23 protein-coding genes and 1 pseudogene are annotated in these 25,129 nt (G+C 55.4%); 14 read left to right on the top strand and 10 right to left on the bottom strand.

All coding sequences use genetic code 11. From position 1 onward, the window contains the following. Window positions 1-29: 29 nt before the first annotated feature. Window positions 30-1,622, bottom strand: coding sequence for a sugar ABC transporter ATP-binding protein (locus tag ACR0LW_RS16050; RefSeq protein WP_480883245.1), 1,593 nt, complete (start codon window positions 1,620-1,622; stop codon window positions 30-32). 16 nt (window positions 1,623-1,638) lie between these two features. Then, a complete protein-coding gene (locus tag ACR0LW_RS16045; RefSeq protein ID WP_480883244.1) occupies window positions 1,639-2,556 on the bottom strand; it encodes a substrate-binding domain-containing protein in 918 nt (305 codons plus the stop codon). A 695-nt stretch (window positions 2,557-3,251) separates the two neighbouring features. Between ACR0LW_RS16045 and ACR0LW_RS16040 the strand changes: the two genes are divergently transcribed. The 7 genes and pseudogenes from ACR0LW_RS16040 to ACR0LW_RS16010 all read left to right on the top strand — a co-directional run bounded on the left by ACR0LW_RS16040 (window position 3,252) and on the right by ACR0LW_RS16010 (window position 10,190). After that, window positions 3,252-4,505, top strand: a complete 1,254-nt coding sequence (locus ACR0LW_RS16040; protein ID WP_480883243.1) for an ABC transporter substrate-binding protein — start codon at window positions 3,252-3,254, stop codon at window positions 4,503-4,505. A gap of 90 nt (window positions 4,506-4,595) precedes the next feature. Continuing rightward, window positions 4,596-5,456 (top strand): annotated as a pseudogene (locus ACR0LW_RS16035) (carbohydrate ABC transporter permease); the annotation flags it as partial. Then, window positions 5,348-6,292, top strand: a complete 945-nt coding sequence (locus tag ACR0LW_RS16030; protein ID WP_480883387.1) for a carbohydrate ABC transporter permease — start codon at window positions 5,348-5,350, stop codon at window positions 6,290-6,292. The pseudogene ACR0LW_RS16035 and the gene ACR0LW_RS16030, both read left to right, overlap by 109 nt. 8 nt (window positions 6,293-6,300) lie before the next feature. After that, complete coding sequence (locus tag ACR0LW_RS16025; protein WP_480883242.1) at window positions 6,301-7,329, top strand: NAD(P)-dependent oxidoreductase; 1,029 nt, start codon at window positions 6,301-6,303, stop codon at window positions 7,327-7,329. Window positions 7,330-7,340: 11 nt separating this feature from the next. Next, complete coding sequence (locus tag ACR0LW_RS16020; RefSeq protein ID WP_480883241.1) at window positions 7,341-8,345, top strand: ABC transporter ATP-binding protein; 1,005 nt, start codon at window positions 7,341-7,343, stop codon at window positions 8,343-8,345. Window positions 8,346-8,363: 18 nt separating this feature from the next. After that, window positions 8,364-9,392 (top strand): LacI family DNA-binding transcriptional regulator, encoded by a 1,029-nt coding sequence (locus ACR0LW_RS16015; protein ID WP_170521435.1) that lies wholly within the window; start codon window positions 8,364-8,366, stop codon window positions 9,390-9,392. Between the two features lie 15 nt (window positions 9,393-9,407). Then, complete coding sequence (locus tag ACR0LW_RS16010; protein ID WP_480883240.1) at window positions 9,408-10,190, top strand: ThuA domain-containing protein; 783 nt, start codon at window positions 9,408-9,410, stop codon at window positions 10,188-10,190. 243 nt (window positions 10,191-10,433) lie between these two features. On the opposite strand, the gene ACR0LW_RS16005 is transcribed toward ACR0LW_RS16010, so the two are convergent. Then, a complete protein-coding gene (locus tag ACR0LW_RS16005) occupies window positions 10,434-11,927 on the bottom strand; it encodes a cryptochrome/photolyase family protein (protein ID WP_480883239.1) in 1,494 nt (497 codons plus the stop codon). Window positions 11,928-12,584: 657 nt separating this feature from the next. Here ACR0LW_RS16005 and ACR0LW_RS16000 point away from each other — a divergent pair. Then, window positions 12,585-12,923, top strand: coding sequence for a heme-binding protein (locus tag ACR0LW_RS16000; RefSeq protein WP_480883238.1), 339 nt, complete (start codon window positions 12,585-12,587; stop codon window positions 12,921-12,923). 288 nt (window positions 12,924-13,211) lie between these two features. On the opposite strand, the gene ACR0LW_RS15995 is transcribed toward ACR0LW_RS16000, so the two are convergent. The 3 genes from ACR0LW_RS15995 to ACR0LW_RS15985 are packed head-to-tail and all read right to left on the bottom strand — an operon-like array spanning window position 13,212 to window position 15,833. Beyond that, complete coding sequence (locus ACR0LW_RS15995; RefSeq protein ID WP_480883237.1) at window positions 13,212-14,540, bottom strand: sensor histidine kinase; 1,329 nt, start codon at window positions 14,538-14,540, stop codon at window positions 13,212-13,214. After that, the gene (locus ACR0LW_RS15990; protein ID WP_480883236.1) at window positions 14,540-15,199 is read right to left on the bottom strand and encodes a response regulator transcription factor; all 660 of its coding nucleotides are present in this window, start codon (window positions 15,197-15,199) and stop codon (window positions 14,540-14,542) included. Before ACR0LW_RS15990 ends, ACR0LW_RS15995 begins: the two co-directional genes overlap by 1 nt. 37 nt (window positions 15,200-15,236) lie before the next feature. Continuing rightward, on the bottom strand, window positions 15,237-15,833 hold the full coding sequence (locus ACR0LW_RS15985; RefSeq protein WP_480883235.1) for a PepSY domain-containing protein: 597 nt from the start codon (window positions 15,831-15,833) through the stop codon (window positions 15,237-15,239). Between the two features lie 160 nt (window positions 15,834-15,993). Between ACR0LW_RS15985 and ACR0LW_RS15980 the strand changes: the two genes are divergently transcribed. Then, the gene (locus tag ACR0LW_RS15980) at window positions 15,994-17,118 is read left to right on the top strand and encodes a hypothetical protein (protein ID WP_480883234.1); all 1,125 of its coding nucleotides are present in this window, start codon (window positions 15,994-15,996) and stop codon (window positions 17,116-17,118) included. 207 nt (window positions 17,119-17,325) lie between these two features. Here ACR0LW_RS15980 and ACR0LW_RS15975 read toward each other — a convergent pair whose 3' ends face one another. Beyond that, window positions 17,326-17,514, bottom strand: coding sequence for a hypothetical protein (locus ACR0LW_RS15975; RefSeq protein WP_170456588.1), 189 nt, complete (start codon window positions 17,512-17,514; stop codon window positions 17,326-17,328). A 329-nt stretch (window positions 17,515-17,843) separates the two neighbouring features. On the opposite strand from ACR0LW_RS15975, the gene ACR0LW_RS15970 reads away from it, so the two are divergent. The 3 genes from ACR0LW_RS15970 (at window position 17,844) to ACR0LW_RS15960 (ending at window position 19,820) form a co-directional block, all read left to right on the top strand. Further along, a complete protein-coding gene (locus tag ACR0LW_RS15970) occupies window positions 17,844-18,236 on the top strand; it encodes a hypothetical protein (RefSeq protein ID WP_480883233.1) in 393 nt (130 codons plus the stop codon). A 475-nt stretch (window positions 18,237-18,711) separates the two neighbouring features. Beyond that, entirely contained in the window at window positions 18,712-19,137 is a 426-nt protein-coding gene (locus ACR0LW_RS15965; RefSeq protein WP_480883232.1) for a CGNR zinc finger domain-containing protein, read from the top strand. Between the two features lie 233 nt (window positions 19,138-19,370). Then, the gene (locus tag ACR0LW_RS15960) at window positions 19,371-19,820 is read left to right on the top strand and encodes a MerR family transcriptional regulator (RefSeq protein WP_170736673.1); all 450 of its coding nucleotides are present in this window, start codon (window positions 19,371-19,373) and stop codon (window positions 19,818-19,820) included. On the opposite strand, the gene ACR0LW_RS15955 is transcribed toward ACR0LW_RS15960, so the two are convergent. From ACR0LW_RS15955 to ACR0LW_RS15945, 3 genes are all read right to left on the bottom strand, one after another. Then, complete coding sequence (locus ACR0LW_RS15955; protein ID WP_480883231.1) at window positions 19,787-20,497, bottom strand: class I SAM-dependent methyltransferase; 711 nt, start codon at window positions 20,495-20,497, stop codon at window positions 19,787-19,789. The two genes, ACR0LW_RS15960 and ACR0LW_RS15955, sit on opposite strands and share 34 nt — an antisense overlap. A gap of 3 nt (window positions 20,498-20,500) precedes the next feature. Beyond that, the gene (locus ACR0LW_RS15950) at window positions 20,501-21,343 is read right to left on the bottom strand and encodes a 3-methyl-2-oxobutanoate hydroxymethyltransferase (protein WP_170456597.1); all 843 of its coding nucleotides are present in this window, start codon (window positions 21,341-21,343) and stop codon (window positions 20,501-20,503) included. A gap of 812 nt (window positions 21,344-22,155) precedes the next feature. Beyond that, on the bottom strand, window positions 22,156-23,463 hold the full coding sequence (locus tag ACR0LW_RS15945; protein WP_480883230.1) for an aminotransferase class I/II-fold pyridoxal phosphate-dependent enzyme: 1,308 nt from the start codon (window positions 23,461-23,463) through the stop codon (window positions 22,156-22,158). A gap of 94 nt (window positions 23,464-23,557) precedes the next feature. Between ACR0LW_RS15945 and ACR0LW_RS15940 the strand changes: the two genes are divergently transcribed. Then, on the top strand, window positions 23,558-24,424 hold the full coding sequence (locus ACR0LW_RS15940; RefSeq protein ID WP_480883229.1) for a LysR family transcriptional regulator: 867 nt from the start codon (window positions 23,558-23,560) through the stop codon (window positions 24,422-24,424). Window positions 24,425-24,687: 263 nt separating this feature from the next. Continuing rightward, window positions 24,688-24,912, top strand: coding sequence for a site-specific integrase (locus tag ACR0LW_RS15935; RefSeq protein ID WP_480883228.1), 225 nt, complete (start codon window positions 24,688-24,690; stop codon window positions 24,910-24,912). The last annotated feature ends 217 nt before the right edge of the window (window positions 24,913-25,129 follow it).

Genomic DNA, 25,129 nt, shown 5'->3' with positions numbered 1-25,129 from the left:
TGATGCAGGCGGAATTGATTCAATCGTGCTCATGCCGTTTTCCTTTCAGTGTCGCTCTGCTGCCCGTAGGCGAGATGGAGGATTCGTTCCTGTGAAAATTCCGTCCGCTCCAGACTGCCCTGAATGCGGTGATTGGCCATGACGAGAATACGGTCCGCCAGTGTAATCAGTTCGGGCAGTTCCGAAGAGACAACGATCATCGACATACCTTCGGACACCAGATCGCGCAGGATCGAGTAGATTTCTGCCTTGGCACCAACATCGACGCCGCGTGTCGGCTCATCCAGCAATAGAATGTCGGGATTCCGAGCAAGCCATTTTGCCAAAACGACTTTCTGTTGGTTGCCGCCGGACAGGCTGGAGGCCGCATCCGACAGTTTCCCGTATTTCAAATGCAGTCTGGCACCGCTTTGGGTCGCCAGTCGTCTTTCTTCGGCAAAATCCAGAAGCCCGCGCTTTGTTACCGAGGCCAGATCAACCAGCGTCGTGTTTGCCGCTATCGGCATATCGAGGATCAGACCTTCTTCTTTACGGTCTTCCGTCACGAAACAGATCCCGGCCGAGATTCCATCCCTTGGGCCCTTGATGTTCAACGGCGCGCCGTCGCGGAACACTTGTCCCGACACAGTTGGATCGGCCCCGAATATGGCCCGCAGAACTTCGGTGCGTCCGGCGCCCACCAACCCGGCAATTCCAAGAATCTCGCCCTTGTGCAGATCAAAAGAAACGCCGTCGGGCCCGGGATTGGCCATGGTGCGCAGGTTTTGAACCGAAAGGGCGATGTCGCTGCTTTGTTTGACCTCGCGCGCATGCGAGGCGTCGACCTCCAACTCGCGCCCGACCATATACCGGACAACGTCCGCCGATGTTACATCTGATATGTCTTTGGTCACGACCGTCTGACCATTGCGGAACACCGAGACACGCTCGCAAATGGCAAAGACCTCTTCCAGATGATGCGATACGAACACGACGGTTACGCCCTTCGCCCTGATCCCGGCCACGATCTTGAACAACCGCTCGGTTTCGCGCTCGGTGAGCGTGGCTGTCGGCTCATCCAGAATAAGGATGCGGCTTTCGCTTTGCAGGGCGCGGGCGATTTCAACCAACTGCCGATGCGCAATCCCAAGTGTTCTTACGGGGGTCGAAACGTCGATGTCACTTAGCCCGATTGCATCCAGTGCCAGCCGAGCCCGGCGCTTCATTTCGCCCCGGTCCAGAATGCCAAACCGTTTGCGCGGCAGATGTTCGATCGAGATGTTTTCCGCGACGCTGAGATCGTTGAGCAGATTGAACTCCTGATGAACCACCTGAATTCCGGCTGTTTTTGCGTCATGCGGGTTTGACGGCTTATACGATTGTCCGTCCAGTTCCACTGTGCCTTCGTCAAAGGGGTGGACGCCGGAAAGCACCTTGATAAGGGTCGATTTTCCGGCGCCATTCTCGCCAACAAGTGCGTGGACCTCGCCCGCGATCAGGTCAAAACTTACCCCGTCAAGAGCATGCACGCCACCAAAGGACTTTCGCAGGTTCTTCACAGTCAGGAGTGAGGTATCAGCGCACATTGGATCGACCTTGTTCAGCCAGAGTGATGGATGCCCGATTAGAGGGGTAACGGGCATCCGCAGGAGTTGCGTCTTATTTGGTAACCAGTTCGATAGGTGTCTTGACCCACCCTTCCAGTTGCGGCCCACCGGCGATGACTTCGAGGGCCAGATCGATCGAATTCGCGGCCATGTCGGCACCAAACTGATCCACCGACGCAAGCAAGCGACCATCCTCGATCATCGGAAGAACCGCTGGGATCGCGTCAAATCCGACCACCAGAATGTCGTCGCGCCCCGCAGATTCCAGCGCCTTGACCACACCGATGGCCATCGAGTCATTGGCTGCCATCACGCCCTGAATATCGGGGTTTGCCGTCAACATGGTCGAAAAAACCTGATTGGCTTCTTCGGTTTCCCAATGCGCAGTGCGGCTGTCGAGCAGATCAAGCTTGTATTCCGCAACCGAGTCTTCGAAGCCCATGCGCCGCTGATTGGCATTGTCTGCACCGGGGTTGCCTTCGATGATGACGACCTTGCCACCCTCGCCCAGAGCTTTGCCCAAAGCATCACCCGCCAGTTTCGCCCCGCCGCGATTGTCCGGGCCGACAAAAGCCAGTTCCACGCCCTGCTGTTCCTTTGCGCCTTCGTCCAGTGCGACGTCAAAATTGACCACAATGATCCCCGCTTCCATCGCGCGTTTCAGCGGGCGGACCATCGCCTTGGAATCTGCCGGGGCAACGACGATTGCGTCGACGCCCTGCGTGATGAAGTTCTCGACCGCATTGATCTGGGATTCAAAATCCGTCTCGTTCTGCATCCCGACGGCAATCAGTTCATAGTCGCCACGCTCGACAGCGTGCGCCTCTGCCCCAACCAGCATGTTTTGAAAAAACTCATTGGCCAGCGACTTCATGATCAGGCCAACAACCGGTTTATTGTCAGCCGCCGCCACACCTGCGGACAATAGAATTCCGGTCGCTGCCGCGGCAGCGAATTTCATGAGCTTCATAAGAGCCTCCCTAAGTTTTCAGCTTGTTCGGAAAGGCAATCTTTCACGCCGATCCACCGTCTTTATACGAAGCCATCGAATCGCTTTTCTGTCAATATGAAACGTTTCATAATTGAATATTCAGGACCCGCCGAAAACACTTACGGCGCGCCTTGGAAAATTTACCTTATTATTTTCAACTGCTTACCGACCGTTCGCCACGCGGCGGATTTATGGCAACTAAAAACGATGGAACCAGGGACCCACGCTGAAGCGCAACGATGATTTTCGCAGCCGAAAGGCAACGGAGGCACTTTCCGAACATTCCGTGAAAGCAATGATTCGCCATCGAAACCGTCGCGAAACAAGTGCTGAAACAACTTTGTTTTCTGGCGCCCGGAATCGCAGGTTTTGATACCGGTGCCCCGCGGTTGAGAACCGCCAAGCCGGTTCAGGCAACGTTGATCATGCCTCGCCTTACAGTTCGGGTGTGCACACTGTTTCAGCGCGATGCTCAGCAAATGTATTGGAGAACGGATGATCTCAAATTTCTAAGTCTGCATTTGGCCGGCCTTCAGCGCTGCAATATGTATTCGTTTACATTTTTATGTAATCGTATACATTTTGAACAAAGAATCATCGAAACTGGGAGGAAAAACATGAAAAGGTTTGTCACAGCCAGTGCGATCGCAACTGCGATTTCTTTAGTGCCAATAATGACATACGCACAGTCGGAAGTGGTTGTTTGGGTTGCCGGGGAACCCGGGCAAACAAATGTCTACGATGATCTCGCCGAAGCCTATAATGCGCAGAATTCGGATGTTACGGTGACAATCGTCAAGAACTCTTCCGACCTGTTTAACCCCGCTTTGATCCCCGCCCTTTCGGCTGGCGAAGGGCCTGATCTTTTCTCGTTTGGAACCGGCCCGGGTCAACCGGCGGCCCTTATTGCGGGCGGCCTCGTCGCCGATCTGACAGATGCCTATTTCGCAAATGACTGGAGCAGCACAATCCCCGAAGGCATCGTGGTGCAGACATCAAGCGACGGCAAGCTTTGGGCCTTTGGCAATGAGGTCGAGACGACCGGTATGTTCTACAACAGGGCAATCTTTGACGAACACGGAATTTCCGTGCCCACCACATGGGCTGACATGGAAGCCGCCGTGGCGAAACTGCAAGAGGCGGGCTTTGATACACCCATTGGTCTCGGCGCTGCCGACAAATGGCCCGTGTCGCATTGGCAGTCCATGATGTTTGGTCGCTACGCGGGTCCCGAAGGTATCGAGGACGTTCTATTTGGCGATGGCGCATGGACTGACGAGCCCTTTGTGGCTGCCTCGGCAAAACTGCAAGAGATGGGCAAAGCGGGCTGGTTCGGACCGACACCGGTTGCAATCGGATATGGTGAACTGATGGACCGGTTTTGGGCCGGTGAAGTGCCGATGACCTTCACCGGACCTTGGGTGATCGGGGGCGGAACCGAGGCTGCAGGTGATCGCATCGACGACTTTAGCGTCTTCGCCGTGCCGCCACTTGAAGATGGCCAGATAATCCACCCCACCAACTCTATCGGCAGTGGCTGGTACATTCGCGAAAGCTCTGACAACAAAGACGCCGCGATTGACTTCATGAACTATATGTTCGCGTCGCAAGAAGGTCGCGTCGCGCTGTTGAACGCCGGAACAGTTCCTGTCGGTCCACTTGATCAGGCGCTGAGCGAGGCCCAGATGCCCGCGATGGCCGTAGACATCTGGAAAGCATCGGACGATCACGCAGCAAACGGATCCGTTCCGGCGTTTCTGGACACCATCACACCGGGAAGCCTGACCACGGTTTCCTATGATGGGCTGCAGGCCCTGCTTCTGGATGTCATGACGCCCGAAGAATTCACTGCGGAAATGCAATCCGCATGGGCCGCCGCGAAGGAAGCCGGTGAAATCATGCTGCCGGGTGGCATCGCCGAACGGTAAGGCCTTTCGGCAAAACGCCGGTCCATGGGCGCCGTGCCTGTGGACCGGCGCACTCCCTAAGAACCACTCGCATTAGTCGAAGGTGGAGCCATGTTTCTCGACCCGGATTCCAAATTAGCGCAGCGCCTGAACCCTGTTCTGTTTCTGCTACCCGCACTGACGATCTACATCGTCTTTGCGATCTACCCGACCTATTCGGTGCTGGAATATTCCTTTACCGATTGGGACGGTATCAGCCCCGAACGGAATTTTGTCGGGTTGGAGAACTATCAAAAACTGTTCTCTGACAAGATCTTCTGGGAGGCCTTTCGGAATACATTTGTCTGGTCCGGCGTGATCATCGTTATCAATGTCGGTCTTGGCCTGGTGATTGCCGCTATGCTCGCGCGGGTTTGGAAAGCGCGATTGCTGATCCAAACATGCATCGTTCTTCCGGTCGTGATCTCTCCGATGGCCGTCGCCACGATCTGGCGGTGGATGTATCAGCCGACAGGTGTCATCAATCAGGTGCTTGAGAATATCGGGTTGGGGGCTTTCGCCACCCCATGGCTGGGCAGCCCCGATGTGGTGTTATACGCGCTGGCCTTGGCACATAGTTGGTCGACAATCGGGTTGAGCGTCATCATCTTCCTTGCCGGACTTCAGGCCGTTGACGAGGACCTGTACGAGGCCGCGCGGGTCGATGGTGCAAATCCGATGCAATCCTTCCGCTATGTCACTCTGCCCGCCCTTAGGCCTGTCACGGCTGTTGTCTTCATTCTGACACTCACGCAATCGTTCAAGGTCTTCGACATCGTCTGGGCCACAACTCAGGGCGGCCCGATCCGGTTCAGCGAAATTCTATCGACCTACATGTACAAACGTGGGGCGCTGGAGAACCAGTATGGCTATGGGTCGGCCATTGGCGTCGCGCTGCTGGTGATCGTCAGTATTGCAACGATCATCTACATGCAGATCCAGAACAGAGAGGATCGGTGATGGGACGCTGGATTTTGCTGTTCATTCTCGGCGTCATCGCTGTTGTGATGGTCTCTCCGCTCATTCTGACGGTCTTTACATCGCTGAAGCCCACGACCGAATTGGTGAATCCTCCGTGGTATCCGCCGATCGGCCTGACCTTCGAGCATTATGCGCGCGTTTGGACCGATGGTGGCTTTAGCGTGTATTTCTTCAACACCCTGATCATCTCGGTCGTTGATGCTGTTGTCATGATCTTTATCGCCTCGCTTGCGGCCTATGCCATGGTTTTCATGGAGTTTCGCGGCAAGGTGGTGCTGCAAATCCTGTTCCTGATTGGATTGATGATCCCTGTGACGGCCATTGTCCTGCCGCTGTTTCAAATCGTTCGGTCCTTTGGCCTTCTCAACACCCATTTGGGTGTCATCTTCGCGGACCTTGCCCTGGCCGTGTCGGTTTTCGTCTTCATGTTCTCATCGTTTTTTCAGGGCGTCCCCAAGGCGCTGCACGAAGCGGCCCGGATCGACGGTGCGACCGAGTTTCAGATTTACCGCCGCGTCGTCATGCCGATTGCCACACCCGCAGTGGTCACAACCGCACTGCTTGAGTTTCTCTGGAGCTGGAACGATCTGTTGCTGCGACTGCTTCTGTTGACCCAGGACGAAATGCGCACGCTGTCGGTGGGTCTGTTGAACTTTCAGGGGACCATGACCCGCGACGTGACCGGATTGTCCAGCGGTACCGTGATCATGGCGATCCCGGTCGTTCTTTTGTTCCTGTTCTTCCAACGCCACTTCGTGCGCGGCATGACCGCGGGCGCGGTGAAGTGAGGCGAAACATGTCGAAACCCCTGCTCATCCTGGATCAACACTTTCGCCAGTTGGAAGAATTATTCCGACCGTCTTCCTACACCGCCTTGGGCGAGCTTTGCGACATTCATGGTGGCGTAAACTGGCCGATGCCGCGTAAGGATTTTCTGGCCCATCTGCCAGAGGCAGAATTTGTGGTGGCAGCGAAACCGGAACTGACCCGACCAGAGCTGGATGGCGCCAAAAACCTCCGGGCTGTGATCGAGGTTTCGGGCACCTTTCAAACCGGTCTCGACTATGATGCGTGTTTCGAGCGCGGTATCGAAGTGTTGTCTTGCGCGCCGGGATTTCGACGCTCGGTCGCGGAAATGGCGCTTGGTCTGATGATCGCAGGCAGTCGCGGCATCGTTGATGAGCACGAACGCTTCCGCGCCGGATCCGAAAGGTGGTTCAACGACAATATCGGCACGGATTTCTCGCTTTACGGTCAACGCATTGGGTTTGTCGGATTCGGGTCCATCGCGCAGGAATGCGTACGTCTTCTTGCGCCATTTTCCCCAAAGATCGAAGCCTATGATCCGTGGCTGAAAGCAAGCGGAACAGTGTTTGACGGTGTCGAATTCTGCGATTTGGAGCAAGTGACCACCAACAACCGCCTTGTCGTCATCGCGGCAACGCCCACCGACGAGAATTATCAGCTTGTGTCCCGAACCCTTATCGAAAAGATGAAACCCGGGACGCTGGTTGTTGTGATCAGCCGGTCTCATCTCGTCGACTTCGACGCCCTTGTTGAGGTCGCCAGCGCTGGCCGCATTCGCGTCGCCAGCGACGTGTTCCCACAAGAACCGGTGTCCAAGCGCGCCGCGTTGCGACAGGTCGACAATGTCATCTGGTCGCCGCACCGTGCAGCTGCCGTGGAAGGTGGCCGCCACCCGATTGGAGACATGATCCTGCATGACGTCGAAGCGATTTTGTCAGGGTCCCCTGAACGGCGGCTGCAAGCTGCGTCTTTGGACACCGTAAGAAACATCATCCGTGCGCCACTGGCGGCCGGGTAAGGGAGGAAGAGATGGCTGGAGTTGAACTCAGGAACCTGTCCAAGGCTTATGGTAATGTCGAAGTGCTTCATGACATCAACCTGTCAATTGCAGACGGGGAATTCATCGTCTTTGTCGGCCCTTCAGGATGCGGAAAATCTACGCTGCTCAGGATGATTGCAGGCCTTGAAGAAGTGACCGGAGGCGATCTGATGATTGGCGGCAAACGCGCCAACGATCTGTCGCCGCGCCAACGCGACATTGCCATGGTGTTCCAGTCCTATGCGCTTTACCCCCAAATGACAGTGGCCGAGAATATGGGGTTCTCGCTCAATCTTGAGCGCCGTTCGAAAGATGAAATCCAAAAGAAGGTGCAAGAGGCCGCCGATGCGCTGAAACTTGACCCATTCCTTGACCGTAAACCGGGCCAGCTGTCCGGTGGTCAAAGGCAGCGCGTGGCCATCGGTCGCGCCATTGTCCGCAACCCGCAGGTTTTTCTGCTGGACGAACCGCTTTCGAATCTTGACGCGGCGCTTCGTTCGGAAACTCGGGTGGAAATCAGTGAACTGCATCAACGTATGGCAACAACGATGATCTACGTCACCCATGATCAGGTCGAGGCAATGACCATGGCGGATCGTATCGTGGTCCTGAACGGCGGCTATATCGAACAGGTCGGCAGCCCAATGGACCTGTACAACCACCCCGCCACCGAGTTTGTCGCGGGGTTCATCGGTTCACCCAAGATGAACTTCGTCAAGGGCCGTTATGCTCAGGCCGTAGGTGCCTCGACCTTGGGCATTCGGCCCGAGCATTTTGCCGTCGGTCAGGCTGACGACGCATGGGAAGGCAAAGTGACTCTGGTGGAACGGCTGGGCCACGACACAATTCTATATGTGCGGGTTCCGGATGCAGGTGTTCTGACCGTAAGCCTTGATGGTCAGCAGAACCAAAATGTAGGAGACACCATCCACTTGCGACCCCAACCGGGATTCATCCATAAATTCAATGACCAAGGGCGGCCGATCGCCGCCTGAATCAAGTTGGAAGAAGATATGAGTTCAAAGCGTCCAACCGTCAAAGATGTGGCTCGCGAGGCTGGTGTCTCGATCGCAACCGTCAGTCGAGCCATGTCGCGCCCGGACGATGTGAAAGCCGCAACGCGCGAGCACGTGTTCGAGATCATGAAACGGCTGGGCTATCGGGCCAATCAGGCGGCAGGCGACCTGCGGCGTGGGCGCAGTAAAACCCTGCTTGTTCTGGTCTCTGAGATCACGAATGCCTTTTTCGCCGAGTTCTTCAAGGGCATCGAAGAAGAAGCGCGCGCGCATGGTTACGTCCTTCTCATAGGCGACACCTCGGAAGACGCCGAAAGCGAGCGCGCGTTCTCGGACATGCTGTTGATGAACAAGGCTGGCGGGTTGATCCTGAACACAAACGGCTTTCTCGAGGACTTGTTGCCCAGCGACGCCAACGGCGCCTATTCAGGCCCGCCGGTCGTTTCTTGCGGCGGGCACAAAGAAATTGATCTGCCGACAGTGCGAACGGATGACGTCTTGGGCGGGCGTCTGGCCGCCGGGCACCTCATAGAACTTGGGCACCGCGATATCGCTCAGGTGTGTGGACCGCTACACACCAATGGGTTCGAGCGCCGCTATCACGGCTTTAACCAGACGTTGAAAAACGCGGGCATCCCACTGCAAAAAGACCGTGAATTGATGGGTCAGCTCTCGGTCGATTATGGTCTGGAGGCAGCCGAGCAATTGCTGGCATCGGGCAATCTGCCGACTGCGGTATTCGTTCACAACGATGAAACAGCCACCGGATTGCTGCACGGGCTGGTGCGCGCCGGAGTGCGGGTGCCGGAAGATATTTCTGTCATCGGCTATGATGACATGCCCTATGCCGCCATTTTCAACCCGGGCCTGTCCAGCATACGCCTGCCACGCCGCGACTGGGGACGTCTGGCTTGCCGAAAGCTCGTGTCGATCCTGAACGAAGAAGAAGGGGCCGACCAACCGATCATTATCGCCCCCGAACTAATCCCACGTGCAAGCACCGCCGCGCCACGAAACAACCGCTAATCGGAGCCTTTCATCATGATCCGCGCCGTCGTATGGGGCGAAAACGTCCACGAACAGACCAATCAGGTAGTCGCCTCGATTTACCCCCGTGGTATGCATGACTGTATCGCCGGCGCGCTCAACCAAGACCCGGAAATCGAAGCGACAACCGCAACTTTGCAGGAACCGGAACATGGTTTGCCCCAAAGCCGACTGGACGGAACTGACGTGCTGCTTTGGTGGGGGCACGCCGCACATGGCGGCGTCTCGGACCAGGTTGTAGATCGCATTTCAGATGCCGTTTGGGGAGGGATGGGATTGATCCTGTTACACTCGGCGCATTTTTCCAAAATCTTCAAAAAACTCATGGGCACGCCATGCTCAATAACCTGGCGCGAAGCTGGTGAGCGCGAACGCCTTTGGGTGACAGCCCCCGGACACCCGATCACGTCAGGGCTGCCGAACTATTTCGAACTCGAGCATGAAGAAATGTACGGCGAGCCTTTCAGCGTTCCGGACCCGCTTGAAACGGTTTTTGTCAGTTGGTTTCAGGGCGGCGAGGTCTTCCGGTCAGGCCTGACCTACCGCCGCGGGGCCGGTAACATCTTCTATTTCCGGCCAGGGCACGAAACCTATCCCACGTATCATGACGAGACTGTTCGACTGGTTCTCCGCAACGCGGTGAAATGGGCAAAACCATCCACAACACGCATCACCGATGTCCACGCCGCGCCCAATCGAACGGTCGAAAACGCAATTGAACCTATCGCAGAGCGCGGTCCAAAACTGCACTCGGACGGGGAAGATGGGTTTCGCTAAGTGCGTCTTGTCGAGAACTTGACTAAAGCCAAGGTTGATCGCCCTTGCCCAACTACTCTGGATATCACTGTTGATGGCAACCGTACCCGCAAATGCTGAGGAGTTGTGGCCGAACAGATCCTTGAACCAAAGCCTGAACCTCTTTGGTCTGGTGAAAACAAGCCAAAAACACAGTTTCGGCCATTCTGGAATGGACTTCGTAACAGACTCTATCGGGTAACAGCTCAATGTCCGGTAGCGCTTTCATTGCTGCCGAGCCATAAAAGCCTCGGCGACGATCAGGTGCTTTTTCTTGGTCTCCGAATCCATCCGTATTGCCGTTTTACACATCATCGACCAGCGCGGATTGTGTGCAAGCTCGTCCAGATGTTTGAAAATGAAACGCCAATACAGGCCGTCCCAAACCTCTGCCCAAGGGCCTTTGCCCCAATGGCTCATCTTCCGGATATAGTTTGAACCCGAAAAATAGGGTTTGGTGGTGATTAGCCCGCCATCGGCGTGCTGGCTCATGGCATAGGTGTTTGGAACCATGACCCAGTCATAGCTATCCACGAACATCTCCATGAACCAGCGATAAACTTCATCAGGGTCGATCTCGCACAGGAACATGAAACCACCCAGAACCATCAGCCGTTCGATGTGATGACAATAACCGGTCTGCAGAATGCGCCCGATTGTGTCGTCAATCGGGTCGATGCCCGTGGTACCATTGTAGAAAGATGCGGGCATCTTGCGGCTGTGGCCCCAATGATTGGTGGTCCGCATCTCGACGCCAAGATGTTCATAGGTGGCGCGCATGAACTCTCGCCAGCCAATGATCTGCCGGATAAACCCCTCGACGGAATTGAGGGGGATATCCCGTGTCTGCGCGTGTTCAAGCGTCGCGTCCAGCACTTGTCTGGGCGTCAGCAGCCCGATGTTCAGCACGGGTGTCAGAACAGCGTGCCAAAGCCAGCCTTCCCCTTCGACGATGGCATCTTCAAAATCGCCGAACTGACAAAACCGGCGTTCGAGGAATTGTTGCAACCAATCCGCTGCCGCCCCATGCGATGTCGGATAGTAAAGCCTGTCCAGCGACCCAGGCGCGTCCGGAAACTCAGAGATCACGCTATCCTTTGCAGCGTGGTCAACGGGGCCATGCGCGGGCCAATCAATCCACGGCAAGCTGCCAAGCAGCGCTTTGGGAACCTTTTTTCGATTATCCCCGTCAAAGCTCCACTGGCCCCCCATTGGTTGATCGCCGTCCATCAAGACATCCAGACGACGGCGCTGACTTTTGTAGAACTCGGCCATGAACCAACGTTTTCGGCCTGTGATCCATGCCGCGTTATCGGCACCTGTGTTCAGAAAACCAGGCGATGGACGTATCTCCAGAGCGATACCCATAATCTCAGAAGCCTTTTGGAGCCGATTTCGCGCAATGAAATCCACCGGATCCGCCATCACGACGCGATCAATCCCTGTCCTTGCCAGCCGCTGAAACAGACGTGCGCAAACATCTGTCCGCATTTCATAAGGATAAACCTCGGCATTCAAACCTTTGGCGATTAAATCCTGCTGGTAACGCACCATGCTGGCCCGATGGAGCCAGAGCTTTTGCTTATGCATCCGCGCGGGATATCTCGCGTCGCCAAAGAACAATGGATCCTCGAACAGAACCACCAGGTCCGGGGGCTCTGCAAAACCCGGATGATCGGTAAATAGCTGGTTGGGCAGAAGGATTGTGGCAATGGGCATGGTCGTTCCGGCGCGTTCTGTTTAGAAGCGAAATATGACACGCCGTACCTTTGGCAAATAATTGTTCTTCTTTTGCCCCGGTCGCCGCCGTTCGCGCGCGCCGGAACGATTCATCGCAACAAGTTCAGATTTGCTAGAATGGTTGGGATTTTCTTTTTTAACCTGAAAAAGCCGGATTTTGCGTAGGGCCAGGCAACACTATCGTACTTGCGCCTCACCCGGTGCAGCGAAACACCAGCCTCGGCCAATTTGGGTTCGGCTCTATCCAGATGCGTCCTCACGGGACCGATGGGTGGATAGGCGGTAGCGACGGTTCGCACCCCGATCTGTTGGGCGGCTGCAAGGATCGGTACACTCCAGTCATCGACGGGCTGAGGCCGCATGTCAGAGCTTGCCAGCATGCTGTTCAATGCAGCCCCAGCAAATCCGAGCGCCGCCTGACCCATTGGCTGAGGAGACCTGCCAACATCCCCAATACACCTGCCGGTTCGTGCGACATAAGATGTGCGCCGCATAAACGCACGACCTCGTCAACGCATGTGTAGAGCCAGTCCAAATTAGTTTCGCAGAGCCACGTTTAAAACTGCAAAACGACGGCCAGTGCAGATCCTTCCTTTCAACCACTCGCCCAACTACCTCTCGGAAAAGGACGTCAAAATGAATATGTTTGCCAAGACACTCTGTACCTCCTCGGCTTTGCTGACCGGCGTTGCGCTGGCCGATCCGTACATGGAAATGAGTATTCCCCTAGAATCGGCACAAACTGCGGCCACAGTCGCATCTCAAACCTGCGCAGATATGGGATTTGCCACCACGGTTACGGTCGCAAACCAACGCGCGCAGCCCCGCGTCCAACTGATGCGCGAAGGCGCGTTTCCCCACACCGTTCACACCAGCAGCCGCAAAGCAATCACGGCCGCATCACGCCGCGAAGCGTCCTCGGTGATTGAGGCCCAAAATGAGCATGAACCTACGTTAGGTGCTGTCTTCAATTAAATCGGCCTGGTTACCCTCTCAGGGGACATCCCGATCGTTTACGAAGGCGCCGTCATCGGTTGCATCGAAATTGTCGGATCTCCTGGTTAGGACGCAAATGGCAAGGAATTCGTCGACATCTGCGCCGAAGCAGGTATTGCGGCTATCAGTGAATATCTGAAGCCGTCGTGCAGGTTAAATTGAACTGAGGGGCAACTTCTACAAGGTCTAATTTTGAATTAACCAGAGACTTTAGCGTAGCGTGGGAACAGAGCCGAGACGCCAGCTACATTTGGTGATACGCTTTTCTCATAGATCAATCGTCACTTCACAAGCCAAGCCGCCTAAACGTTTCGATGCTCCGAGTTCTAGCTTCGCACCGTACGCGGCCAATAAATCAACAGAAATAGACAGGCCCAACCCTGTTCCCGTTACAGAGGTGTCCAACCGACTGCCGGAACGCAAGACCTCATCTCGGGCACTTTCCGGAATACCGGGTCCGTCATCTTCCACGCAAAGCTCTATACCGCTTTCCGTTCGCTTCGCAGTGATTTGGAATGCTGCCCGACTCCACTTAAGGGCGTTGTCAAGAAGGTTTCCGATCACTTCCTCGATATCCTGAGGGTCCATTCGGACGCGAAGACCAGCCTCGCAATCCGAGACAAGCGTCTTCCCCTCGCGCTCTGCCATGACCGAGAACAGTCGGGACAGTCGTTCGACCGAATTCGATAGGTCAGTCCTGGAATGCGTCAGCTCTCCGGTGTTTGAAGCACGCATGCGCGCGAGTGAACGGCTAAGCTGCGCGTCTATTCGGGTCAGGGCCTCTTCCGCGGGCTCGGTATGTGCTCCGGCGTCTACCAGTTCGGCCAATTCGTTTCGCAAGATGGCCGTCGGTGTTTTGAGCGCATGCGCCAGATCCGCCGCTTGCCTTCGCGAAGCGGCGACAATTTCGCGATTTCGATGCAGCAATTTATTGAGATCTTCCACCAAGGGGGAAACCTCATCCGGGTAGTCTTTGGGAACCAGATCATCGCCCTGATCCCAGCGATGGGCCACATCGGCGCGCAATTTCCTGAGCGGGCCGACAATGGCGGACATCAGCAAAAGAGAACTGGCCACGCCGATCAAACCAACCAAGCCGAAGACCGGTAACAAGTTTCTTTGTGCAGCGCTGCGTTCGTTGATCAGTTCGCTTCTGCTTTCGGCGACTGTTACGCCCCACTCCGTCCCGTCTTCGAACGTAATCTTCTGGTAGACGCTGCGAATGGCCTCACCATCCGGGCCCATGGTGTTCCAAACGGTTGTTTCGCCACTTGCGCTTGGAGGTTCGGCAATCGTTTCATCGAAGAGCGAGGCAGACGTATAAATGGCCCCGGCACTGTCCGTTACTTGCCAATAGCGTCCCGAGTAAGGCGTGCCATAGGCCGGGTCGAACACCAATTGTCGCAAGGTTTCAGGGTCATCCGTGGTGGCGCTGAGACCAACGACAAGTTGGGTATGCCGGTCCTGCAACGCTCCGTCGAACTGATCCAGAACGCGCGTATTGATGTAGGAAAACACCACCAACGTACCAACGCCTACCGACAAAGCTCCCGAGGCGATACCACCGAGTAAGGCCCGTTGACGCAACGAGAGCATCAGGTTGGATCGATCATGTAGCCGCGCCCCCTGACGGTGGTGATCAAATCAGAGCCCAGTTTTTTGCGCAGGCGAGTAACGAATACGGCAATCGTGTTGGAATCTCTGTCGCCGTCATATTCGTAGATATGTTCGGACAACTCAGTGCGTGACACCATACGACCTATGTTGTGCGCCAGATATGTCAGAACTGCGATCTCCTGCGCGGTCAAATCGACAGGAATGCCTGCAACACTGACCCGACCGTTTCGTGTATCCAGTGAGACATCCCCCATTTCTATTACGGGGTTCAACTGGCCGCTCTGGCGCCGCAAGATGGCACGAACCCGCGCGGCCAGCTCGGGCATGTGAAACGGCTTGGTCATATAGTCATCCGCGCCGGCATCCAGGCCGTCGACACGTTCGCTCCAGCCGTCTCGGGCAGTCAGGATCAAAACCGGGGTTTTGACACCCGCGCTGCGCCATTCACGCAGAACCGAGATACCGTCACGCTCGGGCAGGCCAATGTCGAGGATGATCATGTCGTACGGTTCGGTCGACCCCAGATGCAGGGCATCCGTCCCATTATTTGCCACGTCGACCACGCGGCCTTCCGCACCCAACAGCTTTTTCACTTGCTCGCAAAGCTGGGGTTCGTCTTCAGCAAGGAGTATTCGCATATCGAGAGACTATAGGTAAAGGGTCGTCAGCTTCACGCTATTTTTTACCGCCGCCCTTTCCACCACCATTGCCGCCGCCATTACCGTTGCCATTTCCGCCGCCGTTGCCGCCCCCGTTTCCGCCGCCATTGCCGCCTCCGTTACCGTTGCCACCGCCATTGCCGCCACCGTTACCATTGCCACCGCCGTTACCGTTGCCACCACCGTTGCTGTTGCCGCCGGCATTGCTGCGACCTGCGCTGTTTCCACGGGTGGCAGAGGCACTCTGACCATTATTGCTTTTGGATTTGGTTGAATTGCGTGCGGCCTCGGAAATCTCGCGCCCGATACTCGAACGGTTCGAGACGACTGTGCCGGTTTGGGCATTTACGATCACACTGACGATCTTTCCGCCCGGCTTTTTGACCAGAATACGATAGTAAATCTTGTCCGTTTTGAATGCGCGCGCATCGACTGGCGTTCCACCGAAGGCTTTTTCCACGCCCTTGATGACACGGTTCAGCCGTATTGCGCTGCCGGACAACGTCGCCATGCGCAGTTCAGACTGTTTGAGTTCACGCGCGTCCGCCGCCGCTTGCCCTCCGGACAAGACGGTCAGCACAGCCACAACCAGAAATAACACTTTGGCTTGCATTACACCCTCAAACACAGTCGACGAAGACTATAAGGCCGGACATGAACCGATGATGAACAAGCAGTTAGCCCTGCGTTCAAGCGACCTCAAGTTTAATGCTGTCCAACTTTGTTGATTCGACCAGGGATCATGCTGCCCGGATACAGCGGCTAAGCTGTGAATGCTGACAGCCGTTGCTGTGAGTTGTGAGGAGATTGAGATGAAAACCACCAATTGCGGACTGCTGAAAGCCTCGACAATCGCAATCGCCTTGCTGGGCTCAACGGCCATTGTCGCCACTGTCGCAACTCCCGATTTTGCCTATGCCAAGCCAGGCAACGGCAATGGCGGCGGCAATGGCAATGGCGGCGGCAACGGTAATGGTGGTGGAAACGGCAACGGGGGCGGAAACGGCAACGGCGCTAAGGGCGACAGCGGAGATCGCAGCTCTGCTGGCAATAGCGGCAAAGGGGCCGACAAAAGCCGTGGCGGCAGCAAGGCCGGGAAATCCGGTCAGAGTAAAACAAAGTCTCAGTCTGCTCGGTCCGGTCAGAAGAAAGGCGGAGGGTTCTCTCTGAAGGACTTGTTCAAAGGGAAAAGCAAAGCCCGCAAAACAGAATCCACTCGCAAGGGCGCCACGACAACACGTGGAGCGCAAAAGGCCAAGGCGCAAAAAACGGTTCGCGAGACTGTAATTGTGGAAGAGTCGAAACGCCCCGTTTCCCGAACCAAAGGCAACCGTCTTGCAGCGCTACTTGGCGCTCATCCCTCGGAACTGGGCGCGCTTAACGCGGCCAATGCTAGCCCAACTGCACTGGCCAATGCCGCACCCAATTCACGGGTTGGCAGAATAGCCAAGTACCGAGACACGGTGCTGGCAGGTGAGCCATTGCGTGAGGAACTGGAAGAACAGTTGGAGGTTCTTGCAGGACTGGAACAACCAGACCGGTCAGTTCAAGAAATCGAGGATGATTTGGAAACCGCGCTGGGCGATGTTCAAGCCAACCGAGACAAGGTTGAAGAGCTTGAGCAGGCTTTGGACGACGCGGGCGGTACAGATCCTGACATCGAAGCACAGCTGGCAGAAGCCCAGGCCGCTTTGGACGACTCGATCGAGGAAGCCCAGGACCTAAATGACGAAAGACAAGCCGCCATTGACTACAACGAAGCTGTCGAAGAGGCGGAAGAACTGGCAGAGCTTGTTGAAGAGCAGGATCTGGCTGAACGTGAAGCCTTGGAAGCAGCCGCCAACAAACCGGTCACCGACGCGGTTGAAGCGCAGGTTAAATCGCTTCTTGGGCTATGAACCGAAGCTGATTGCCCATTGTTGACCTCCACTCTTGGACGTCCCGAAAGCCGGGACGGTCAAGGGCCTTTCGGCACTTTAAGTGTTGGCTTTCGGCAATCGCGACGCGCACAAAGAAAACCCCGCCCCAAGATGGGACGGGATTTAGGTACAATTCCGATATTTAGGACGAAATCGAGAATTGTTCGGGGGTCAGCTGACTCGCCTTCAGACGTTTTGGTGAGCCTCGGATAGCCGCTTGTTTTTAATAATCTCTGTCAGTGCATTTTCGACAGGAGGGAAGCGACCATTGCTCGAATTCATCGTGGTTTGCAGACGCTCTTCAACAGATTTACCGGCGGTTCGCATCGCAGCAGCTCTGCTGTCGTCTTCAGTCACAAAGGCAGGCTTGACCATCTTATTCCCCTTGTTTCCACCAAACGAACTAGGTGTCGTTCGATCCAACTAGATCACTATGCCCAAGCTTGGTTGAACGCATTGAGAATACATTGTTCACCTTCGGTTAATGTTGTTTACGAGACAAAAACAAATGAATTGTCTGGCCGCGCGACCCAGCTATTACCCCTCCCGGTTTGACGATTTGGAAGGTCGTTAGGTGAGAATGTCGTGCGAAACAAACCAACGCGGCAGAGCACAAATCGCCATCGACAAGCCATTCTCCGCCTATGGGTTGGTTAAATCCGATGGAGATCATAACTGGGATATGACGTCAAAGGAGGCAAAAAATGATGAAAACGGCATTGAGATTCGCGGCGACGTTATTCATCGCTCAGACCGCGCCTGTTTCGAGCGCGAGCTTCGACGCTCATTCTCACAATCTTAAACATATTATCGATAAAAACACGGAACTGCAGCCCGTTCTCGTAAAATCCAAAGCAAAACATTGCCCACCGGGATTGGCCAAGAAAGCGGTTCCATGCGTACCGCCAGGCCAAGTCAAACGATATCGGGTTGGGGATTACATCTACGATGGGTATGTGCGTATCGACAATCCCAGCCGATATGGGCTGCGGCGAAACGGCTATTATGTGCGTGCCGGAGACTATGTGTATCAGGTGAACCGAGAGACGCACGAGGTGTTGAACCTGATAGGTGCCATAGCTGATATTCTTAACTAACTGTCTGCTTCACTGACTAAGTATGCACGGTTGGACGTCGTTCGGACGCAAACCGAAAACGGGGCAATGGACTCGAACGGGATACTGGCCCAGCTATGAAAGTTCTTCGGGGTTCAGGTGATCCAGGGCCCCGCGCTCGGCCAAAATAGTGATCAGATCAACGCCATTCATCGATCTCTACATCATCGCGGCCTGAAAGACGCTTAGCCCATTTTCAATGGCCGGTTCTCCAAAGCCCACTCCAAACGGAATTACAAAGATGGTTATTGGAGCCAACCGCAGCGCCCCGCACAGGATTCCCCGCCATGTCTGGACGAACCTAAGGTTTTCATAACATATATTGGGCGCAGCATTTTTCAAACCATGGTAAAGGTAGCGTTCAAAGCGCCATGCCGGTCAACCCTAATAGTGGTTAGAAAGCGCCACGAACTACAGTACACAAACCATCGTTCGACCGATTACAGGCTGGCTGGCATTGGATTCCCTGAACGCGGCAAACTGGGCGAACGACAATCAGGTCCTAAATGATAAAGTTGGAACGACCGCAAATTTAGACATTTTGGCTCAGAAACTCGGGCTGCCCAATGCGCTTCACTCTTCGTCAAACGAGACAATTCGTGCGTTCATATCAAACCTGAGAAGTGCAATTTTGAACCCCGCACAATTTATAGATCTGAACATTGATATACAATTGCAGAGGCTTGAAGCCTTGCCAAACCGGTCTTTATTAAGCCTGCGCCGCTGGCCTTTGATTCGGCTGATCGCAATCTCCGCGTTGTCGATATTGAGCGATAAGCGCGCACTGACTCGCGTGAAGACGTGCCCCGGCTCCGATTGCGGCTGGCTGTTTCTTGACGAAACCACAAACGCCCGGCGCAAGTGGTGCATCATGGAAACCTGAGGAAACAGAGCCAAAGCCTCCCGCAACTACTCCCGCCGGAAGCAAACAAAATAAAGAGCTTAGCTCAAATACCTGCGCGGCGAGCGATGGAGAGAAATGGGCTTAACTGATGTCTGCAGAGCAGAGGCTTGCACAACATGACGGTGCTGCGGTGAAGCAATTGAACCAGCAATAACGCTGGTTTTCTGACACTATGTTAGATAAACAAGCCCACATTCACGAGAAGCGTTGCTATGAAAATCGGTGAGATCGTCGAAAAATCAGGTTTGACGGAGCGAATGCTGCGCCATTACGAGAGTCTTGGGATCATTGCACCAACAAAGTCGGCAAAGGGTACGCGACTATACAGCGATGCCGACTTATCGGTTGCGCGCTTGATTCATCGGTTGCGATTGCTGGATATCGGTTTGGACAGCCTCTCGGAAATAGCGCAAGAGCGCCTGAAACATCAGACCGGTGATGAGTCGGCATCATCTGTTGGGGGGTTGTTGGATAACCTTGCCGAGTTGCTTTCTGAGAAAGCGCAACAGGCTTTGGAACTCAGGTCTGAAATTGTCGAAGCATCCAAGACAGTCAGTAAGTGCCAGGGTTGCAAGAACGTTCCGGCTCCGGAGACTTGCCCGGATTGCCCGATGAATGATGTGGTCCATCACAATTCAGTGGCCGCGATGGTCTGGAAGTAGTCAGTAACGATACACCTGACCGATAATACGCCACCTGCATTCAAATTTGTATTTTCGTGCAAGCCGCAAGACGCGAGTCGTGGTTCTGGAAACTCGATGCCGCCCCTGGAGGCCGCTTGGACCCCAGACCATGACGCCATTTCGGTCTCAAGACCCTCTGGTGTAAGCCACTTTGTGAGGTGGAACTGTGGGATCTCAATGCGCAGCCCCGGGAACCTGAAACTTTTATATCCGCTGACAACCCACTTTCGCTCCGTCTCCCAAAATGGGGAAATCGCTTCAAAGACGGGCGCATAGGCCTGAGTTACCTGAATTGGCAACTCTGCCACTCCCCATGAAAAGACAGCGAAAATCCCGCCGGGCCGCAAGACCCTTCTTACCTCATGAGTATGTTTTTGAAGATCAAAGTAGTGAGCCGCTTGCATAGAAAATAGAAGGTCTACGCTGCTTGCCGAGTACGGTAACGCCTCTGCACGGCACTTTTGCACGGGGACGTATTGCAACGACTTGCATGGCGGCGCGGAATCGGTCGCGATGACCCGGCTAAACATTGGCTGCAAGTATGCGGAAAACTCGGCTCGACCGGCTCCACATTCCACACATAAGTCTCGTTTGAAGGGCAAAGCAGCAAGCCACCGCAAGAAATCTGCGGGGCCTGGCTGCGTTGTGTGATCCATATCCTAGTTGATCATTGCGAGGAACTTTTGATGTTCGCCCTCATGCATCGTATGACTCTGATCAGGCTTAGGAAACTGCCCGTTCGTTGCGGCAGCGAAGTAGGCTCCGTAGGCACGTTGCATCTCGCCCCATACATCGCCGAAAACCTCTCGCTTTGGCGGGATAGGAAAGACCGAGCACCCGATGATATCGCTCGATACATGGAAAATCCCGTGCGCGTGAGGGCCAGATCCAAGGCTGGCCACGGCCACAGGTAGGTTTTCATAGCACCACTTCGTAAGCTCAACAGATGTATGCTCGAAGAGCGCCGCGAAAATACCAGCATCAATCGAAGCCTTCACCAATTCGACAATCTGGGCGGCTTCTTCGGCCGTTCGTCCTGCGGGAGAATGACCAGAGTTCATGACAGCACGTTCACCTTGAACACCAAAATGACCAACAACAGGTATCCCAGCATCTACGATTGCTCGGATGTGATCTACAGTTCCAAGAGAGGGTTCGATGTGGACCCCGTCAGCACCAAGTTTCACGACTTTTGCTGCGTTGCGCACTGACTCTTCAATCGAGATACAGGCCGTTGTGTTCGGCATGTTGCAAATGATGAACGGGGACGACGCGCCTCTGAGAACACCTTCCAGCATGTAGAGTTGTTCTTCGAAGTCGACCGTTGCCATGGACGGATGGCCCATAAGTCCCATGGGTCCTGGACTGCCGCAGCACAGAAGGTCCATTCCGAGCTCTTCTGCCATGACTGCACTTGGCGTGTCATGGCACTCCATGCCGACGATACGCTCGCCTTTTTGTACTTTTTCGGCGAGGTGCTTCAGTCGTGTCTTTCTGCGCATTGTCTTAGTTCCTCCCACTGCGTCTTAATTTTTGGTGAGAGTATTATCTGACATTAATGTTAGATTCGCAATCCTAATGGGAATATTAGGCCTATGACGCGAAACCTGAACTTCATAATCCAATCATGGCCGTATGGATTGCGCTCTCGCGTCTCCAATTCGAAGAGCGCACGGCGACACTAACCCCGACTGGCTCATGAGGCAGAGCGCAACGAAGCTCAGCTTCTATAATCTGCTGGCCGCACCACTATTGTCGAATAGCATTGCCTCGCCCCCATCCGCGTTCGCTACGTGGCAGATCAGCAGGAACAGGCGCCTTTGGCGTCTGATCTGCAAATCAGCCCTGATTTTCCCAAAAGGAAGTCAGATCAATAATGTCGGCCTGGAAGCTGGAAAAAGGGAGTGAGGCGAAAATGACAAGGTTCTGTCGCTGGTGGCAGAACTATGTGTCGCCAGACAAAGCTGTGGAACGTCACTGTTTTCTGACTCAACCGACTTCCAAAACCTCAACAAATGGATAAACTGCGTCATCCAATTCTGCCCCAAACGTCAAGCAATTCTGACCCAACATAGACAACGGCCATTCACTAGCGCTGCGGCTAAGGTCCGCGTTGAGCCAATAGGAGATCTCTCAGATTTTCGCTGCGAGCGCGCGCAGCACGAAAATCGCCGCAGGTGCTCGGTTTAGGACGCCGCGTGGTGGAAGAGATCGCTGCCATTCGTTCATGGCGCAGCGAAAATCTCGACGGCAATTCTCACATGCGTGACAAAGCCGCCTGTCGTCAGGCAGGCACCAATGGCTGCTGTCAGTCTCAATGAACAAAGCAGAGCGTGTCGAAGTCTTTTCTCCATGAGGCCACCTCCTGACCCGTATCGTCGCCGTTAAGGCCACGCTTTATCAGCCCGGCAAGCTGACTTGCATCGGTCGTCGTCATGCCCCAACGGACCAGTTCTGGCGTGCCAATGCGCAACCCGTTCATATCGCCGTCAACCGCAGCCACAGGCAGTCCGATGCCGCAGGCAAGGAACCCATTCGGGCGCAGCTTCTTCGACGCCGCCTGACCGCCACCAAAGGGTTCGGCCAATACGGCGAACTGGTGGGAGTTCGTAAATCCATCGGCCCCTGCGAAGACCGAAACCCCCTCAGAGTCCAATGCCGCAGCCAAGGCTTGTGACATTGCGATCATCTCTTTGGCATAGGCTTCCCCGAAGTCGCGCCAATCCAGCATGGTCACCGCCAGAGCAGCCGTCTTCGCAGCATCGAAGTTGGCAGTCATCCCGGGAAACGCGATGGCATCCAGCGCCTTTGCTATCTCGGCATCGTTGGTGACGATCAGTCCGCCAGCCGGCCCCCCAAGGCTTTTGTAAGTGCTCATCGTCATGAAATGGGCCCCTTCCTTCAGCGGGTTCGACCATGCCCGCCCGGCGATGATCCCGCATTGATGGGCCGCGTCGAACATAACCTTGGCATCGACCTCATCCGCAATTGTACGGATGTCGGCCACTGGGTGTTCAAACAGGTTCAGACTGCCGCCGATTGTGATCAGCTTGGGTCGTTCGGCCCGGGCCAATACTCGAAGCTGATCCAGATCGACCGTGTAGCCATCTGCGTTTACCGGAGCCTCGACCGTTCGCAGGCCGTAAAGCCCAGCACAGCCCGCGATATGGTGCGTCACATGCCCGCCTATCGACGCAGGCGGCGCAATAATCGTGTCACCCGGTTTGCACGTCGCCATGAATCCGTAAAGGTTCGCGATCGCGCCAGAGGGCACGCGGACTTCAGCAAATCTGGCGTCGAACACCTCGGCGGACAGCTGGGCGGCGATGACCTCGATCTCTTCGATCGCTTCCAATCCCATTTCATACTTGTCACCGGGATAGCCCAAGGACGGGCGCGAACCGATACCTGACGACAAGAGCGCCTCTGCCCTGGGGTTCATGACATTGGTTGCCGGGTTCAGGTTGAAGCATTCTTCCTCGTGGATCACACGGTTCCGTTCTGCGAGGTCCTGAACCCGGGCCAGAAGATCGGCCGAGGTATTGGACGCAGTCTGGTTGGCAATATCCTGAACCAGAGTTTCGCTCGTTCCGGGAACCCAGTTTCGCTGTGCAAGTATCATCCACCATCCTCCTATTTGCGCCAATCTGGCGCCCAAAGCGTGACAGCGCAAAGCAGATTTGCTATTTCTTGGCGTAGAAAAACTAAGGCTAAAAATGAGTGTCGCCCCCAAACGTCCGAAAGGACCACCACTGAACGCCATGCGGGCCTTTGAAGCCGCTGCGCGGCACGTCAGTTTTGTCGCGGCTGCGGATGAGCTTTGCGTCACGCCCGGTGCGATCTCTCAGCAAATTAAAACTCTGGAAGATTGGGCAGGCACGTCACTCTTTCGCCGAAACGCTCAAGGAGTTGAGCTTACAAAGGCCGGAGCATCGCTGGTCTCGAGGTTCACATCTGCCTTTGACGCTTTGGCGGATGCAACGCGCGCCTTGCGAAACCTTGGACCGGACGTGGATTTTCACATCGCAGCCCTTCCCTCTGTCGCTCAGCTTTGGTTGCCGAAAAGACTGAGTAAGATCAGAGCACACTTCCCCATGATCAACTTCTCGGTCACGGCCATGGAAACCCCGCCGAGCCTGTCGAGAGAACTGTTCGATCTGGCGATCTTCTTCGATGTGCCGGATGGATCCCCCGATCAGGTCGCGATTTGTGCCGATGAGATTGTTCCCGTGTGCGCACCTGCGCTTCTGGAACGGGGCGCAGAGTTCGAGACAGCGGCGCTTCTGCACGACCAGACATGGGCAGATGACTGGGCCGTTTGGTCAAAGGCAACAGCCACGCCCACAAGCGATCCGACGCGCGGTCCGAGGTTTTCCCTTTATAGCCTTGCGGTAGAAGAAGCCAAAGCCGGTGCCGGCGTCTTGATCGGGCATCTTTGCCTGATTGAAGACGCCCTGGCGAACGGAGCGCTGAAACCTGCCAGCGAACGCACCTGCCATACCGGGCGTCATCTGTGCGCTCAACTACCTAATGTTGGCAAGCGGAGGCCCGAATCCGATCAAGTCGTTTCGCTGCTCTGCTAGAATTTTCAAAACCCGCCCTTCGAACGCTGTGCGGCATTCGGGAGGCATGGGCTCAGACCGGCCCAATGCTGCCACGGCATTTCCCAACGAACAAGCAACCGGACAACGGCCGTTCTAAACGCCAGTTAGAGTCAGGTGTCAGCGCGATGCTGATGTCTGGGCTTGGAGGGAGGATTGGAGGACCTAATATGCCAAGAGGCCAACTTCCCGCAGTCACCCCGAAACGCAGAGCCTGGAACAGGGCCCGGACCGTCCGCCAGAAAATGTCGCTGCTGCCGAAACAGGTCTGGGCGAGCCACGCGCGGCTCGAACTGGCGCGTAATCTGCACGACCTTGCGCTGTCCAACGTGGCCGTCGACAGCAAGCTTCGCGGATGCGATTTGGTGAAACTGTGCGTCAGCGATTTGGTCAGAGATGACGGCGTTCGCGAGAGTGTGTCTGTGACCCAGAGCAAACCCGGCGACCCGTTCAGTTTGAACTCTCGGTAAACACTAGGGATACCATTGACGCATGGGTCAAATCGCCGGGCATGATTGATTACCGTTTCGATTTCCCAGCCGGTTTCACGACCGCCGCCATTTCTCAATCCGCCAATATGACTGACTTTCGCGGGATATGTGCGCATGACCAAAGCTCAACGACCGCCAAAGCCAAAACCCATGCCGTACACCCCAGAGCCGGACCGCTACGAGCGGATGGTGTATC

This window comes from Ruegeria sp. N4 (assembly GCF_056531425.1).
Note: the sequence above shows the minus strand (reverse complement) of the source record. Positions and strands in the feature narration are given on the sequence as shown.